General features: G+C 45.8%; 11 protein-coding genes. 10 read left to right on the top strand and 1 reads right to left on the bottom strand.

Going from position 1 to position 17,972, the window contains the following annotated elements; all coding sequences use genetic code 11:
* Positions 1-4: 4 nt before the first annotated feature.
* Genes uxaC through AC1DCV_RS09260 form a run of 4 tightly spaced genes read left to right on the top strand, consistent with a single transcriptional unit; the run spans position 5 to position 4,381 of the window.
* Complete coding sequence (gene uxaC / locus AC1DCV_RS09275) at positions 5-1,399, top strand: glucuronate isomerase (RefSeq protein ID WP_477022946.1); 1,395 nt, start codon at positions 5-7, stop codon at positions 1,397-1,399.
* Positions 1,399-2,397 carry a PfkB family carbohydrate kinase gene (locus AC1DCV_RS09270; protein ID WP_477022945.1) on the top strand — a complete coding sequence of 333 codons (999 nt, stop codon included), beginning with the start codon at positions 1,399-1,401 and terminating at the stop codon, positions 2,395-2,397. The genes uxaC and AC1DCV_RS09270 overlap by 1 nt, the downstream gene beginning before the upstream one ends.
* A 3-nt stretch (positions 2,398-2,400) precedes the next feature.
* On the top strand, positions 2,401-3,063 hold the full coding sequence (locus tag AC1DCV_RS09265) for a beta/alpha barrel domain-containing protein (protein ID WP_477022944.1): 663 nt from the start codon (positions 2,401-2,403) through the stop codon (positions 3,061-3,063).
* 28 nt (positions 3,064-3,091) lie between these two features.
* Positions 3,092-4,381, top strand: a complete 1,290-nt coding sequence (locus AC1DCV_RS09260; protein ID WP_477022943.1) for an MFS transporter — start codon at positions 3,092-3,094, stop codon at positions 4,379-4,381.
* Positions 4,382-4,477: 96 nt separating this feature from the next.
* Here the strand turns inward: AC1DCV_RS09260 and AC1DCV_RS09255 are convergent, their stop codons facing one another.
* Positions 4,478-6,124, bottom strand: a complete 1,647-nt coding sequence (locus tag AC1DCV_RS09255) for a UxaA family hydrolase (RefSeq protein WP_477022942.1) — start codon at positions 6,122-6,124, stop codon at positions 4,478-4,480.
* A gap of 448 nt (positions 6,125-6,572) precedes the next feature.
* Here AC1DCV_RS09255 and AC1DCV_RS09250 point away from each other — a divergent pair, with 448 nt between their 5' ends.
* From AC1DCV_RS09250 to AC1DCV_RS09225, 6 genes are all read left to right on the top strand, one after another.
* On the top strand, positions 6,573-9,632 hold the full coding sequence (locus AC1DCV_RS09250; RefSeq protein WP_477022941.1) for a SusC/RagA family TonB-linked outer membrane protein: 3,060 nt from the start codon (positions 6,573-6,575) through the stop codon (positions 9,630-9,632).
* A gap of 17 nt (positions 9,633-9,649) precedes the next feature.
* A complete protein-coding gene (locus AC1DCV_RS09245; RefSeq protein ID WP_477022940.1) occupies positions 9,650-11,191 on the top strand; it encodes a RagB/SusD family nutrient uptake outer membrane protein in 1,542 nt (513 codons plus the stop codon).
* Between the two features lie 88 nt (positions 11,192-11,279).
* Entirely contained in the window at positions 11,280-13,232 is a 1,953-nt protein-coding gene (locus tag AC1DCV_RS09240; RefSeq protein WP_477022939.1) for a heparinase II/III domain-containing protein, read from the top strand.
* A gap of 224 nt (positions 13,233-13,456) precedes the next feature.
* Positions 13,457-14,725: a DUF2264 domain-containing protein gene (locus tag AC1DCV_RS09235; protein ID WP_477022938.1), complete on the top strand. Its 1,269-nt coding sequence runs from the start codon at positions 13,457-13,459 to the stop codon at positions 14,723-14,725.
* 113 nt (positions 14,726-14,838) lie between these two features.
* Positions 14,839-15,681 carry a 5-dehydro-4-deoxy-D-glucuronate isomerase gene (gene kduI / locus AC1DCV_RS09230; protein ID WP_477022937.1) on the top strand — a complete coding sequence of 281 codons (843 nt, stop codon included), beginning with the start codon at positions 14,839-14,841 and terminating at the stop codon, positions 15,679-15,681.
* A gap of 22 nt (positions 15,682-15,703) precedes the next feature.
* Positions 15,704-17,929: a DUF4861 family protein gene (locus AC1DCV_RS09225; protein ID WP_477022936.1), complete on the top strand. Its 2,226-nt coding sequence runs from the start codon at positions 15,704-15,706 to the stop codon at positions 17,927-17,929.
* Positions 17,930-17,972 lie beyond the last annotated feature (43 nt).

Genomic DNA, 17,972 nt, shown 5'->3' with positions numbered 1-17,972 from the left:
CGTTATGAAGGAGTTTTTATCCGAAGATTTTTTATTACAAACGGAAACGGCTAAACGATTATATTTTGATTACGCCGCTTCCATGCCGGTAATTGATTATCACAATCACCTGCCCCCAGATGAAATAGCCAGCAACAAAACATTTGAGAACCTGTATGCTATCTGGTTGAAGGGTGATCATTATAAATGGCGTGCCATGCGTGCCAACGGAGTAGCGGAAGAATTCATCACCGGAACGGCGGATGACTATACCAAATTCCGCCACTGGGCAGCCACTGCACCATACACCATGCGTAATCCGCTGTATCACTGGTCGCACATGGAATTGAAAAATCCATTCGGCATCACCGATCTGCTGAGTGAAAAGACCGCTGAAAGAATATACCGTGATTGTAATGCGCAGTTACCGGGATTATCTACACAAACACTATTGCAGCACTATAAAGTGGATGTGCTATGCACTACGGATGATCCGGCAGATTCGCTGGAGCATCACCGGACAATTGCGAATAAACCTTTTGGCACCCGCGTGCTGCCTACTTTCCGCCCCGACAGGGCGATGGCGGTAGACAATCCTGAGATGTTCAACAATTTCGTGGATAAGTTGTCGGAGGTGTTGCATAAAGACATCAACCGTTTTGATGATCTGTTGGCAGCCCTGCAAAGTCGCCACACTTATTTCCATGAAGCAGGTTGCCGCCTGAGTGATCATGGGTTAAGCACTTTTTATTTTACGCCCGCGAGCGACAAAGAGCTGGACACTATTTTTAATAATGCCCGTCACCATACGGCGGCCACGCCGCATGAAAATGCCCAGTTTAAAACGGCTGTATTGCTGGCTGTTTGCGGTTGGAACCAGGAGAGAGCCTGGACACAACAGTTTCATGTGGGCGCTATCCGTAACAATAATTCCCGTTTGCTGCAACGCATAGGTGCTGATGCGGGTGTGGATTCTATTGGCGACTGGAACGTGGCAGAAGCCATGAGTGCTTTTTTTGACGCGCTGGATAAGAAAGATAAGCTGGCAAAGACGGTTGTATATAACCTGAACCCTTCCTATAACGAGGTATTTGCTACCATGGCAGGTAATTTCCAGGACGGTACTATACCCGGTAAGATACAATATGGTTCCGGTTGGTGGTTCCTGGATCAGAAAGATGGAATGGAGAAACAGATGAATGTTTTGAGTAACATGGGGTTACTCAGTCGTTTTGTGGGGATGTTAACAGATTCCAGAAGTTTTCTATCTTATTCCCGACATGAATATTTTCGCCGTATTTTGTGCAACCTGATCGGGAAAGATATGGAGCAGGGTGAGTTGCCAAATGATCCGGCCTGGTTGGGAAAAATGGTACAGGACATTTGTTACTATAACGCAAAAGCATATTTTGGATTCTAATGAAGCCGGTAAAAGTTATCACATTCGGAGAGATATTATTGCGTCTGTCACCTGAGCTGGCACAAAACACTGCTGCTATTTACGTGGGTGGTGCAGAAGCTAATGTGGCAGCGGCGCTGGCCAACTGGGGCACGGAAGTAGCCTACATCAGCAGGGTGCCTGAAAATGGATTGTCTAAAGACGTGCTGCAGCAGCTGAGCAACCGCGGTATTCATACCGACAGGGTATTATGGGGCGGTGAGCGCATCGGTATCTATTACCTCGCGCAGGGGAGTGATCTGAAGCATGCAGAAGTTGTATACGACCGGGCATGGTCGGCCTTTAGCCGGATTGTTCCGGGGACAGTGGATTGGGACGCCTTGCTTGGCGATGCCGAATGGTTTCACTGGAGTGCCATTACGCCTGCATTGAATCCCGATGCGGCAGAGATTTGCAAGGAAGTGCTGCAGGCAGCTACCCGTAAGGGAATGACGATATCTACGGATTTGAATTACCGCAGTAAGTTATGGCAGTATGGAAAGAAGCCGGTAGATATTATGCCGGAGCTGGTACAGTACTGTGATGTAGTCATGGGAAATATCTGGGCAGCCAACAACATGCTGGATACCACATTAGATGCCACTGCGCTGGAAGCTGATACCAAGGCGGTGTACCTGCAACAGGCAGAGCTGGTGGCCGCTGAAATAACGGAAAGGTTTACGCGTTGCAAACGGGTAGCATTTACCTTCCGTTTCAGTGATGCGCCCACGCATAACCGCTATTACGCTTTTTATTACAATAACGGACAGATCAGCATTTCACGCGAATACGATACCCACGATGTGGTAGACAGAGTAGGCAGCGGGGATTGTTTTATGGCCGGGCTGATACATGCACAGTTACAGGGACTGGATGATCAGCAGATCATTTCCTACGCTGCGGCTGCCGCTTATTCCAAATTTTTTGTGAAGGGAGATTTTAATACCACTTCCGCTGAAGACATTATAAAACTGATATAGTATATGGCACCAAGTCCTGATGTAATTATTGCTGCGTTTGAGCAAACCGGGATTATTCCTGTTTTTTACCACGAAGATGCAGACGTCTGCCTGGCAGTGCTACAGGCGTGTTATGACGGCGGTTTGCGGGTATTTGAGTTTACCAGCAGGGGAGAAAATGCCCGTAAAAATTTCGCTATCCTCCGGGATAAGAAGCTGGCAACTATGCCTGATCTGTACCTGGGTATCGGTACGATTAAAAATGCAGGAGATGCGGCGGTGTATGCTGGTATGGGTGCGGACTTTATCGTTTGCCCGGTGACTGATCCGGAAACAGCTGTTTACTGCCAATCTGAAAATATTTGCTGGATTCCCGGCGCAATGACGCCTACAGAAATTTCCGTGGCGGAAAAAAACGGGGCAAAGCTGGTGAAGCTGTTCCCTGGTAATGTGCTGGGACCGGGTTATGTAAGGGCGATCAAACCTTTATTCCCGCAGGTGAAATTTATGCCAACCGGTGGGGTAGAACCAACCCAGGTAAGCATGGACAGCTGGTTTGATGCAGGGGTGGTTTGTGTGGGAATGGGTTCCAATTTATTATCTAAATCTCTGATTGAAAGTAAGGACTGGCGCGGGTTGAAAGATAAAATAGTGCAAACGTTTGCATTTCTCAAAGCTATGAAGTAACTTTTGCACTCTATAAATTCCAATTAGAATGAATTCCACAACTTTAGGTAAGTATCGCTGGCGGGTATGCGCGCTTTTATTTGTAGCCACGACCATTAACTACATAGACAGACAGATATTGGGGTTACTGAAAACCGATTTATCTACCGAATTTGGCTGGTCAGAGAAAGATTACAGTAACCTGGTGATGGCATTTTCTGCCTCTTATGCCGTAGGCTTGCTTTTCTTTGGTGCACTGGTAGATAAGATTGGTTCCAAACTGGGATATACTGTTTCTGTGGTAGTATGGAGTTTGTCGGCGATGGCGCATGGCCTGGTGCGTACTACATTAGGTTTTGGGGTGGTAAGATCTGTATTGGGAATCAGTGAGGCGGGTAACTTTCCGGCGGCTATTAAAGCCACGGCAGAATGGTTTCCCAAGAAAGAGCGGGCATTTGCAACGGGAATCTTTAATTCAGGGTCCAATATTGCCGCAGTAGTAGGCCCCCTGATGGTATACTGGCTGGCGAACAATCATGGCTGGAGAAATGCGTTTGTGTGGACTGGTGCCATTGGTTTTATCTGGCTGATATTTTGGTGGTTTCTGTATGAAATTCCCAGCCGTCACAAGAAATTATCAAAAGCAGAATATGATCATATTCATTCTGACCAGGAAGTAGAAGAAGAAAAACCTAAGCCGGTAAAATGGATCAAGTTGCTGGGAATCAGACAAACCTGGGCTTTTGTGTTTGGTAAATTACTGACCGATCCTGTGTGGTGGTTTTTCCTGTTCTGGTTGCCCGGGTACCTGGAATCTATTTTTCATGTGAACATGAAATCCAGTCTGGGACTACCTATCATTATCATTTATTCAATTACCAGCTTCGGTAGCATCGGTGGCGGGTGGTTATCTTCTCATCTTATCAAAAGCGGATGGCCGGTTTTCAAAGCGCGTAAAGTGTCTATGCTGATTTTTGCGCTTTGTGTGGTACCGATTGTGCTCATACAGTATTCCAATAATGTATGGCTGGCCATTGCGTTGATCAGTTTAGCAACGGCAGCGCATCAGGCCTGGTCCGCCACTATTTTCACTACAGCTTCCGATATGTTCCCTAAACGTGCTGTCAGTTCTGTTGTGGGTATTGGCGGTATGGCCGGATCTATTGGTGGTACTTTATTTCCAATGGTGATAGGTACCATGCTGAATCATTATAAATTGATTGGTAATATCGGTATTGGCTATAACATTCTTTTTTCCATATGCGCAGTGGCTTACCTGATCGCCTGGGGCGTGATGCATTTATTTGCGCCTAAAATGGAGAGAGTACAATTAGATTGATTAACTGTAGCATTTTATAAATAGAAAACGTCCGGGCAGATGTCCGGACGTTTGTTTTTATTCTTATGAGTATCAAAAATTATTCTTGTTAATATCCTACAGGGAAACGCCTCTCTTCCATGGAATGAAGTCGTCCTGATTCAGTTGTTCTGCTTTTGTATGTACCTCACCGCTGGCAGTTTTGATAACATATTCCAGAATTTCTTCTCCCATATCAGCAATACTGTGTTCTCCGCTGATAATAGTACCGGTGTTGATGTCGATAATATCTTTCATGCGGGTAGCCAGTTTGGTATTGGTAGCCAGTTTCAAAACAGGCGCAATAGGGTTACCGGTAGGGGTACCCAGACCTGTGGTAAACAGTACTACGTTAGCACCGGAACCTACTTCCGCAGAGGTAGATTCTACGTCATTACCAGGTGTGCATAACAGGTTTAGTCCTGGTTTGGTCACATATTCTGTGTAATCCAGGACATCTGTTACGGGAGAGGTGCCGCCTTTTTTAGCTGCTCCGGCAGACTTAATCGCATCGGTAATGAGACCGTCTTTAATATTTCCCGGGGAAGGGTTCATGTAGAAACCTGAACCAACAGACTGGGCCTGACTTTCATACGCACGCATGATGCGGATAAATTTATCAGAAGTTTCTTCTGTCTGGCAACGGTTAATGAGTTCCTGTTCCACACCGCAGAGTTCCGGAAATTCAGAGAGGATGGAAGTACCACCCAATGCTACCAGTAGGTCGGAGGTATGTCCTACCGCCGGGTTGGCAGAAATGCCGGAGAAACCATCAGAACCGCCACATTCCAAACCTATCACCAGTTTGGAGAGTGGGCTGGGTTGACGGGTTTGTTTGTTGACTTCCACCAGCGCCAGGAAAGTATCCTTGATGGCGGCAGACAGCATGGCAAATTCAGAAGCGCTCTTCTGTTGTTCGTATACCAGTACCGGTTTGTTGAAGTCCGGGTTAAGTTTCTTTAATGATTCCTGGAGAATGGATACCTGTGCATGCTGACAGCCGAGGCTCAGGATGGTTGCACCTGCCACATTGGAGTGATGGATGTAGCCGGCCAGTAATGCACAAAGTGCGTCTGAATCCTGGCGCGTGCCACCGCAACCACCTTCGTGGGTGAGGAACTTAATACCATCTATATTAGGGAATACTACATTTCGTTTGCTCGTTTCCGTTAGGGCACCTGCTTCGTAGTTTTTGATGGCTTCCAGGTTACCGCTTTTGTAAAGAGATACCAGGTCAGTTACCTGCTCATTATATACTTCAGCGGGAGAAAAACCCAGTCCTTTTTCAAAAGCAGTTTTGATCACACTCACATTCCTGTTTTCACAGAATACCAGTGGAATCACCAGCCAGTAGTTACGGGTTCCTACCTGTCCATCTGTACGCTGGTAGCCCATAAAGGTGCGATCTTTCCATTTGCTTACATCGGGCGCCTGCCATTCCTGGGAGCTGTCTTTTTCATGAAATGCGTTGGCATCATGCACTACATTTTCTGTTGTAATACTTTCTCCCTGCAAAATGGTTTTGTTGGCTTTACCCACCAGTACGCCGTACATGGTAATAGGGTCGCCTTCCTGTATATCTGAAATCAGAAATTTATGTTTCGCAGAAATATTTTGCTGAAGTTGAATGTTATGTCCGTTAAATGATATATCGGTTCCCGCTGGTATATCCTGTAGGGCTACCAGCACATTATCGTCAGGATGAATTTGTAAGTAAGCGTTCATGACAGCTAAAGTAGTAAATATGCGCTCGGGCTGATGATACTAAAATGTTAATCCATGATAACATTTTGACTATTTGACAAAACAGCTGAAATCTCGGGTGGTAGCATGTTAGGAATGAATTATAAATTGTTAAATCGCTATTAGCCGGAATAGGCAAACCGTTTTATCGGCATATATCAATTCTAAAAATATTTATGCAAACGTTTGTATTATTCGATTTATTCAATAAATTTGATTTTAACAGGCAGAAATAAGGCCTTAAAGTGAGCAATTTTCCAACAATGAAAAATAGATAAATAGATAATTATAAATTAGTTATATTAATTTAAGACCAAAATAAGAGCAAATTCCAATTTAGAGAGACAGGAGTGAACAATGAGTCAATCGGTGAACAGGATCCGAATAATTTATCCAATTTAATGCAAACGTTTACATTAAACACACGTTTATGAAAAAACTGCTAGGGGCTTCACTATGCATATGGGGGATGTGCGTAGTACAGACTGCAATTGCCCAGGAAAAAAAATCAATCAAGGGAACTGTTAAAGATGTACAGGGCGCTATTATTCCCGGCGTAACCGTAGGCATAAAACATACCGCTACCGGTACTGTAACAGGTCCCGATGGCATATTCCATTTGAACGCATCAGAACAAGACACACTGGTGCTTAGCTTCATCGGATATGATAAAAAAGAAATACCTGTTAATAAACAAACTGACTTAAAAATAAAACTCGATGCCAGCGCTACCAGCTTGAACGAAACCGTGGTAGTAGGCTATGGTGTGCAAAAGAAAGTCAACCTCTCGGGCGCTGTAACCAGCGTGAACTTCGACAAAACCATGCAAAGCCGTCCGGTAACGGATCTCAGCACCGCCCTTAGCGGGATGGCGCCAGGCGTAAGCATTTCGCAGGCATCCGGACAACCCGGCCGGGAAAATGCCACCATTCGTGTGAGGGGCGTAGGAACACTCAACGATGCCAACCCATTCATCCTGGTAGATGGTATTGAAAGTAGCATGAGCGATGTAAACATGGCGGATGTGGAAAGCATTTCTGTATTGAAAGATGCCTCCGCTGCCGCTATCTATGGCTCCCGTGCCTCCAACGGCGTGGTACTCATTACTACCAAAAAAGGAAAGAAAGGCAGAACGTCTGTTTCATACAACGGCTACTATGGCGTACAAAAAGCCACCAAACTATTTGATATGGTAAGTGATTACCCTACCTATATGCAGCTGATGAATCGTGTAGCCGTATCCGATAATCCCGGGAGTGCATTGCCATTTAAACAGGCTACGATCGACTCCTGGAAGAATGCCACCGATAGAACACTGTATCCCAATACAGACTGGATGGGCGTTTTGTTTGGGCAGGGACAACTGACCGGGCACACCGTGTCTGTATCCGGTGGGTCAGAAAAGACTACCTATTATATGTCGCTCGACTACCTGCATAATGAAGGGATCATGAAAAATACCAGCCAGGACAGGTATATGGTGCGTATGAATGCGGATCATGAGATCAGTAAGAAAATAAAAGTAGGTGCCAACATTGCGCTCACCTGGAAAGACCGTAAGGAACCACAGGATGTAGGTACGATCCTGGCATATGCAGCCAGTACTACACCTGGCATGACACCGAAGGTAACAGATGCCAGCGGAACCCGCTATGGTGGTCGTAATACAGATGATGAAAACGGACAGCTGGATAACCCGTTACAATACATCGAAACCTGGTTCCGCCCTAACCGTCAGCAAAGAACTTTCGCCAAAGTATACGGCGAATGGAGTATCATAGATGGCCTGAAATTCCAGTTGAATGGTGCTGCGGATTATTTTAACATGGGACAGAAAAGTTATGCCTATGCCGGCGCTATTCAGAACAGGTGGAACTTCCAGAAAAATGTGATTGCGCAGCAACTGGATCAACAACCAGCCATCCTGTCTCAACTGGATAGCACCAACCTGCACCTGACCTATTTTGCAACACTGAACTATACCAAAAATTTTGGCGCTGATCATCATTTCAATGTACTGGCAGGTACCAGCCGGGAGTCTGTCAAAGGCACGCTGTTTACCGGCAGCATACAAAACTTCCCTACCAACAATACCTGGGAACTGGGAGCAGGCCTGGAACAACCTAAAGTAGGCGGTACTTCTGATCTCTATACCATTATTTCCTATTTCGGTCGCGTTAACTACGACTATAAGAATAAATACCTGCTGGAAGCGAATCTCCGCAGAGATGGTTCCTCTAAATTCCGTTCCGGATTACAGTATGGTACTTATCCTTCGTTCTCTGCAGCATGGCGCTTGTTAGAAGAACCTTTTCTTAAAGATGTTGTGCCAACCTGGGTAAATAATATGAAGGTACGCGCCTCCTGGGGTAAATTGGGTAATGATCGTATTAAGTCATTTTCTTTCATGAACCTGTATTCCTCCGGACAAAACTATTCCTATGGCGGCACCATTGCTGCAGGTTTAGTACCACTTACCATGGCTAATCCGAATATTACCTGGGAAAAAACAACGACTACCAATCTGGGTATAGATGCGAATCTTTTCCATGATCATTTCAACCTGACATTTGATGTGTTCAAGCGCCGGACTTCTGATGTACTCGTGCCACTGCCATTGTCTTCTTTGTATGGTGGTCTTACTGCTCCTTTCCAGAATGTGAGTATTGTGGATAACAAAGGCTGGGAGCTGACGATGGGTTATAATAATAAAGCTGGTGATTTCAGTTATGGTATATCCGGCAACGTTAGTAATATCAATAACAAAGTCATAAAATTCCGGGGCAATGCCTTTAGTCCAATTGCCGGTGCGGCAGTGATTAAAGAAGGTTGGTCTATTGGTTCTCTCTATGGTTTACAATCAGCAGGTATTTTCCAGAATGATGCTGAAGTGAAAAACTGGGCGGCACAGCGTACCGCAGGTTTAAACAAACCAGGTGATCTTAAGTTTGTAGACATTGATGGAGATAAGATAGTAAATGGCAACGACCGTGTGAATATGGGTAACACCATTCCAAAATGGTATTTCGGCCTGAATCTGAATGCAGGTTACAAAGGTTTTGACCTGGCACTTTTATTCCAGGGGGTAGGCGGTGTAAACCGTTACTACCAGGATAACTGGTATACTACCGGTATCCGCTCCGGCCGGGAGATCAATGCTGAGTTCCTGAATGCCTGGACACCGGAAAATCCGAATACGAATATCCCACGTTTAACAGCTGCTGCCAACACGGATAATACGCAGGCCAATACCTTCTGGGTGCAGGATGCTTCTTTTGTTCGCCTGAAAAATATACAGTTGTCCTATACTTTTCCAAAGAGGATGTTTAACAGTACCCTGCAGAGCATCCGTGTATATGTAAATGCACAGAATGCCTTTACCTGGACCAAATTCAAAGGACTTGATCCGGAAGTAAGTGATTATACCCAGTCAGGTATTCAATACCCTAATGTGCGTGTGATCACCGGCGGCGTGAACGTAATCTTTTAATCGTTAAACTGTAAGAAATGAATAAGATATTAACAGCTATATATGCATGCAGTTTATTAACGCTGGGTGCCTGTAAGAAAGATTTTCTGAATGTTACTCCTACCGATAAAGTGTCTGATGCCAATTTCTGGCAAACAGAAAAGGATGCGAATGCCGGTGTTACCGCGATATACAATGATCTGCAGAATAATGATATTTTTGGTTTGTATGTGTACAACGATGGCTTAACACCTTCGGCTTTTATCTGGGATGATGGGGGCACGGGTTTCGGTCCTGTTGCGAAAGGAAATATGAATCCTTTTACTACTTCGGTAGCCAATAAGTTCAAAGCATTGTACAATGGTATTTACCGTGCTAACCTGGCACTGGAAAAATTACCGGGTGTGAACATGAATGCGGCTACTAATCATCGTTTGATCGCAGAAGCTACATTTTTGCGCGCCCTGTATTATTATCAGCTGACAGATTTTTACGGAGATGTACCATTGGTTACCAAAACGCTGAAGTTGGGAGATCCTTTACCAGGTAAGGAAACAAGGGCTAATCTGCTTAGCTTCATCATAAAGGAAGCGGGTGCTGCTGCTGATTCATTGCCTAAAAGTTATGCTGCTGCACTGGTAGGTCATGCTACGCAGGGCGCTGCCTTAACGCTGAAAGCAAAGGCGCAGCTGCTGGCGAAACAATATGATGCTGCCGCAGCTACCTGTCAAACGATCACCGGACTAGGGTACGATCTGTACACTGATTATAAAAACATGTTTGTATCCACCAGTGCAGAAAATAATGTGGAAGTGATTTTTGATGTGCAGTACCTGGCGCCGGGATTGGGTCAGGGTAGTTTGTTGGATAAACGTCTTTCTACCCGTAGTTCTTTTTCCAGTGGCTGGAGTAACGTGTATGCGTCTGTGAACCTGGTGAATAATTATGAGATGAAAAATGGTAAGGCCATTACAGACGCGGGTTCTGGCTACGATCCTGCCAATCCGTATAACAACAGGGATCCGCGACTGGATTATACAGTAGTAAGACCTGGTGCCACCTGGAAAGGTATTCCCTACGCCAATCTGCGCTTAGATAATGCCGCTACCTTTACGGGGTACCTGACCAGAAAGTATGTATTGGAAGTAGATGGTTTTGGTGCAGGGGATTCTCCGCTTAATTTCATAATTTTCCGTTATGCAGATGTATTGCTGATGCTGGCAGAAGCTCAGAATGAAGCAGCAGGGCCGGATGCAACGGTATATGCCGCCATCAATAAAGTAAGAGCGCGTAAAGGAGTAGAGATGCCGGAGATTCCCGCGGGCAAGTCGAAGGAAGAAATGAGTAATATTATCCGTCACGAGCGCATGATAGAGTTTGCAATGGAAGGCACTTATTATTCAGATATTCGTCGCTGGGGCATTGCTACCCAGTTAATGAATGGATTGGTGGTGACCAATATTGCAGGGCAACAGATTGATAAGATTAATTTCGTAAATGCGTTTAATCTATGGCCTATTCCCCAGGCAGAAATAGACCTCAACAGTAACCTGGTACAAAATCCTGATTATGCAAAATAAAATGATAGCCTAAACCAATGAAAAATGATCATGCCACGGCTAGTAGTCGTGGCATGTGTTTTTTATCTTACTGAAAATTAATTGTCATATGTACATCAAAAGAATAGTTTGTACAATATTGCTTTTTTCGGGCATCGGCTTTACAAACGACTCCCTGGCACAGGAGCAAAAAAAAGACAGGAACTACCTGTACAATGAGTACCAGCGTGGTGGAGGGGAGACTGTCTTCAAAGACCTGGCACAGTGGAGACAGGACCGGTTAAAATCCATTGCAGATAAAATGGCGGCCTTGCCGGCGGTGGCTAAAGCGACCCTGATAAAGGAAGCGGATAAAGCCATGGCATTTAACTGGCCATCCTTACCTGCTACTTTGTACCTGGAATACCGGGATAATGGTAACCGGATAAATTTTGAAACGGTACAATCTGAACGCCGTAGGGTATTAACGACCCTGGTAGCGGGGGAACTGGCTGGCGGCAACGGAAAGTATGTACCACAGATCGTAAATGGCTTGTGGTTGATATTGGAAGAAAGTACCTGGGTATTGCCCGCACATGTGGGTGTACAAAAGGCGGGAAGTGGTCTGGCAGATCCTGCAGAACCCATAGTAGACCTGGTGGCAGGAGAAACTGCGGCTACGCTTAGCTGGACGCAATTCCTCTTACGTGATCGGCTGGATAAAATTTCACCGATGGTGAACAAGCGGATTACCTATGAACTGCAGCACCGTGTTGTGGAACCCTTCCTGAAACGTAACGACTTCTGGTGGATGGGCTGGGCCGGTCGCAGTGTGAATAACTGGAACATCTGGATTAATACCAATGTATTACAAACTGCTTTGTTAAGTATAAATGAGACGGATACACGTAATAAGCTGATCGAAAAAGCGATCCGCAGCGCGGATAATTTCGTGAATGGTTATCCCGATGATGGCGGTTGCGATGAAGGCCCCACCTACTGGGGGCATGCAGGGGGAAAGCTGATAGAGTTCATCACCTTATTGAATAATGCTTCTGCGCATAAACTCAACTGGAGCAACAATGAACTGATTCATCAGATTGGCGCTTATATTTATAAAATGCATGTCGACAGCAGCCGGTTTGTCAACTTTGCGGATGCATCGGCGAGTACGATTCCCCCGCCTCATACTGTATATTTATATGGTACTGCTTTCCAGGATCCTTTGCTGATCAACTTTGCGGCGTATTTATCCCGCCTGGATAATCCGGATAGCATGAACATAAAAGCACCTTCGCTGGCTTTCTTTATTTATAACCTGGAATGCCGGGATGCTTTACTAGCTACTAAACCGGCAGCACCTTATACCGCTGTAAACTGGTTGCCTGATTTGCAGGTAGTGTCCATACGCTCACAGGCGGGTACTTCCAAAGGATTATTTTTTGCTGCTTTGGGTGGACATAATGCAGAGAGCCATAATCACAATGATGTAGGCAACTTTGTATTGTATATGGATGGAAAGCCAGCATTGATCGATGTAGGGGTAGGCACTTATACCAAACAAACTTTCAGTGCGGATCGGTATAAACTGTGGTTTATGCAATCGCAGTGGCATAATTGCCCTACGATTAATGGTGTGCAACAACAAGATGGTCGCCGTTTCCAGGCAAATGACGTTCACTTTGCCAATAACAGGCTAAGCATGGATATAGCGGCTGCTTATCCGGCAACCGCTATGGTGCAGTCCTGGAAACGTACTTTCACTTTTGCACCTGCCAAAACCTCGCTTCAACTCGATGAAGCGTATCAGCTGAAAGAATGGAAGGAAGCCTTTCTATTACATTTCATGACCGATTTGCCGGCAGATACCAATACGGCGGGCAAGGTGATCTTAAAGGGCCCCACTGCTAACTTAACAATCTCCTATGATCCTGCTTTGTTTGAGGTGATCACAGAAAGACAGGAAGTAACAGATGGCCGCTTATTGCCGGTATGGGGAGATCATGTTACCCGTATCAGTCTGAAAGCGCGTAAGCAGGTGCTGAAAGGGCAACATAAGATACAATTTGTAATGAGCCGGTAGTCTTTTGTAAATCCCCGAAGGCATAACAGTGCGGTGGTAAGTCGGGGGAGGAGGTTCGTTTGTATAACCGGACTCTGGTAAGGGATAAAAGCCTAAACTGCCGGCTGAGTTGCCATTTTTTTAAATAAATACTTGATTTTTGCAAACGTTTGCATTACATTAGAGCTTTAGCCATAGCTGGGTCATAGCAACAGTAATTTTAACTACATCAAAGTTATTCTACAGTGGAACGCAGAAACTTTATCAAAATAGCGCCGTTGGCTGGTCTTGCAGGAGCGATGGCTCCTGGTAAAGCATTGGCTGCCGCTGCGAACGGAGGAACAGTGAACAATGCTGCCACGGCAGCTATACCGGATCGTTCCTATCACGTAAATCTATTGCAACGTATTTCCCGGCCGGTAGTGGAAAACATGAGCAAGGGTACACTAAAGCAAAACATGCCTTTGGAAAAAGGACCAGGGTATGGTTTGGCAGTAGAAAAGGTGACTTACCTGGAAGCCTTCGGCCGTTGCATTTCAGGGTTAGCGCCCTGGCTGGCATTACCAGACGATGTAACCGCAGAAGGAAAGCTGCGTAAGCAAATGAGAGAGCAGGTATTGCAGGGAATTGTGAACGGTGTAAATCCGGCTTCACCGGATTACCTGAACTTCCGGACAGAAGCACAACCCCTGGTAGATGCTGCCTATTTGTGTCAGACCTTTATGCGTGCCCCCGAGGCATTATGGGCGCCGCTGGATAACGCCACCAAAGCCAACGTGGTAAAAGAACTGAAGGAGTTAAGACGCATCCGCCCTGCTTACAACAACTGGTTATTATTTGCGGGGATGGTAGAAGCGTTCCTGTTATCTATCGGGGAAGAATGGGAGCCGTTGCGCACCATGGTGGCCACCAAAAAAATACAGGAATGGTACGCCGGTGATGGCTTTTACAGCGATGGACCGCAGTTTTCCCTGGATTATTACAATGGCTATGTGATACACCCGATGTTTACCGACATGCTGAAAGTATTAGTAGATAAGAAACAAGGACCTAAAGCAGATTACGATCAGGCGGTGAAACGGATGCAACGTTTTTCCGAACTGCAGGAGCGAATGATTGCACCGGATGGTACTTATCCTGCGTTGGGCAGGTCTATGACCTATCGCACAGCTGCTTTTCAGCCACTGGTTCAACTGGCACTGATGCATCAACTGCCGGAAGGCATTGCGCCGGCGCAGGTTCGTTGTGCGATGACTGCTATTATGAAAAACATTTTTGAAATGGAAGGTACCTTCGATAAACAGGGATGGCTGCAACTCGGTATTTGCGGGCATCAGCCGGAAGTAGCAGACGTTTACACCTCTACCGGCAGTCTGTACATTTGCACCAACGGATTCCTGGCCCTTGGATTACCTGCTACAGATCCTTTCTGGGCAGATCCGGCAGCGGAATGGACGGCGCAGAAAGTATGGTCCGGTAAAACAATAAAAAAAGATTATCACGTTAGCTATTAGCCATTAGCTTTTAGCTGTTAGCAGATGTTGTGTTKATTTTCGCTGCATTTACTAAAAGCTAAGCGCTAACAGCTAACAGCTTATTCACTATATTAAAAACACGATAGAATTATATGAGCACCACGTTAGATTCAAGGTACGCCAGCAGTCCTGCGGAAGTGAAGCAAATGGATACCGCGCAGTTGAGACAGGCTTTTTTAATAGAAAACATTTTTGAAGCAGATCAGATTACCTGGACGCATTCACATTACGACCGCTATCTTACAGGAGGCGCTATGCCGGTGAAAGGCCCGGTAACACTGGTTACCATCGATCTTCTGAAAGCAGGTTATTTTCTGGAAAGAAGAGAACTGGGAATGATCAATGTAGGTGGTGAAGGCATTGTGGAAGTAGACGGAGAGAAATTTGAACTCGCCTACAAAGAAGCGTTATACATCGGTAAAGGCAAACAGCAGGTAGTTTTTTACAGCAAAAATGCGCAAACACCTGCTAAATTTTACCTGAATTCTACGCCGGCACATCATACCTATCCTACACGTAAAGTGTCTAAAAAGGATGGAGATGTGGTGACACTCGGAACATTGGAGACTTCCAATCACCGTACTATCAATAAACTGCTGGTGAACAGTGTGCTGGAAACCTGTCAGCTACAGATGGGTATGACAGAACTGCAACCTGGCAGTGTATGGAATACGATGCCGGCGCATACACACGACAGAAGAATGGAAGTATATTTTTATTTTGAAGTACCGGAAGGACAGTCGGTATGCCACTTTATGGGCCAGCCACAGGAAACCCGCCACGTATGGATGCAGAATGAACAGGCTATCATATCGCCGCCATGGTCGGTGCACAGCGGTGCCGGTACCAGCAACTATACTTTTATTTGGGGTATGGCTGGTGAAAACCTGGACTATAGTGATATGGACCATTGTAAGATCACTGATTTACGTTAATGAACTGATAATAGCTGCTATCATGATGATGAAAACAATTATCGCAGGAAGCTTGCTGGGCTTGTCTTTCCTGCATGCCGGCTTACCGGCGCATGCTACCGGACCTGTTAAGGAAAAGCATGCTACCGCTTTCACCGACGCCTATACTGCACAAATAGTCAGGGCTCAGATGGAGAAAGTGGCTTCCTGGCAATGGCGGTATATTACCGCAAAGGGCTGGAACCATGCGCCTACCGACTGGACCAACGGCGCGATGTATGCCGGTATGTTCTCGCTCACGCAGGTAACGGCCAATCCGTTTTTTACTGACCGCCTGGTACAGGTAGGTAAGGACAATAACTGGAACACCGGACCGGATCGTTTTTTTGCAGATGAATATTGTGTTGGCCAACTGTATTCACAATTATATAGTGTGTACGGAGATACGTTGATGGTAGATAAATTCCGTAAACTGGCAGATAGCATCGTTGCTGCGCCGCATAACGAATCCCTTGAATGGAAGAATGGTATTCACCACCGCGAGTGGGCCTGGTGTGATGCGCTGTTTATGGGACCTCCGGCACTGGCATACCTTTCTACCGCTACCCGTTATCCACGGTACCTGGAAACCGCCGATAAACTATGGTGGAAAACAACTGAGTACCTGTATAATAAACAGGATAGCCTGTATTACCGGGATGGCAGCTATATCGGCAAAAAAGAAAAGAATGGCACCAATGTGTATTGGAGTCGTGGTAACGGCTGGGTAATGGGTGGCCTGGTACGCATGCTGGATAATATGCCGGCAAGTTATGCAGGTAAACAACGTTTCCTGGAGTTATATAAACAAATGGCTTACCGTATTGCTGCTTTGCAAACTGCCGATGGTACCTGGCATGCCAGCTTACTGGATCCTGATAACTATCCGGCAAAGGAAACAAGTGGTACCGGTTTTTACGTATATGCGTTAATGTGGGGTATCAATAACGGGGTACTTCCGGAGAAAGAGTTTTTACCCATCGTGCAAAAAGGATGGGATGCACTTACCGGTTGCGTACAACCTAACGGCAAACTGGGTTTTGTGCAGGAAATAGGCGCTGCCCCCGGAAAAGCTACAGCAGATGATACAGAAGTATATGGCGTAGGTGCGTTCCTGTTAGCCGGGTCGGAACTGATAAAATACGACCTGCGCAAAAATGCGACTGCTGCAGTAGTCATCTCCAATAACACAGGTGTAAACAGGGAAGGTGATATTGTTGAGATTCCTTATGGCGATTTTATACGTAAAGCGAGTAAAGGCGCGCAGAAAAATTTTAAGGTAGTGGATGTGGTAGGCGGACAGGAAATCCCTTATCAGCTGTTGTATGAAGGCGGCAAAGCAGCAAAGAAAATATTACTGCAGGTAACATTACCTGCCGGTGCCAAGTTGTATGCAGCCATTGTGGAGGGCACACCCGCTCCGGTAAAGGCAGGGGCTTACGGTCGGTATGTACCTGAACGTAAAGATGATTACGCATGGGAAAATGACCGGATGGCTTACCGTATGTACGGTAAAGCGCTGGAACAGGTGCCAAAGGAAATGGCCTTCGGTATTGATGTATGGGCCAAGCGTACCACCGATATGGTGATTGATACCTGGTATAAACTGGATAACTACCACCATGATAATGGACAGGGATTGGATTATTACAGTGTTGGTTTAACCCTGGGCGCCGGCGATACCGCACCTTATGGTAAGGATACGATCTATTACCCAAAGAATTATCGCCAGTGGAAAACACTGGATAATGGCCCCTTGCGGACTACTTTTGCTTTAACGTATGATAGCTGGCAGGCTGGTAATACAGCCGTTACCGTTACCAAGACGATTTCACTGGACGCTGGTTCGCAGCTGAATAAGATGGAGTTGCAATATACTTTTAAGGGCAAAGATAATATTCCGGTAGTGACGGGTATTGTAAAGCGTAAGGAGCCAGGTACCGTATTACTGGATGAAAAGACGGGTGTAATGGGTTACTGGGAACCTACGCATGGCGAAGATGGCACCATTGGAGTGGGTTGTGTATTTGCACGGGAAGTACCTGGCATGAAAACGGATAATATACATTTGCTGAGCCCTGGTACAACAGGCAATCAACAGCCGTATGTATACTATTTCGGAGCTGCCTGGAACAAGGGAGGCCGGATTACTTCCGCCACAGAATGGTTTAGCTACCTGGAAACATTTGCACAAAAGGTTAAACAGCCTTTAACTGTAACGATTCAATAATTCTGGAATTCCGGATGCAGCCATCCGGAATTCTTCCAATATT

The organism is Chitinophaga sp. 10T418, assembly GCF_056394125.1.
Note: the sequence above shows the minus strand (reverse complement) of the source record. Positions and strands in the feature narration are given on the sequence as shown.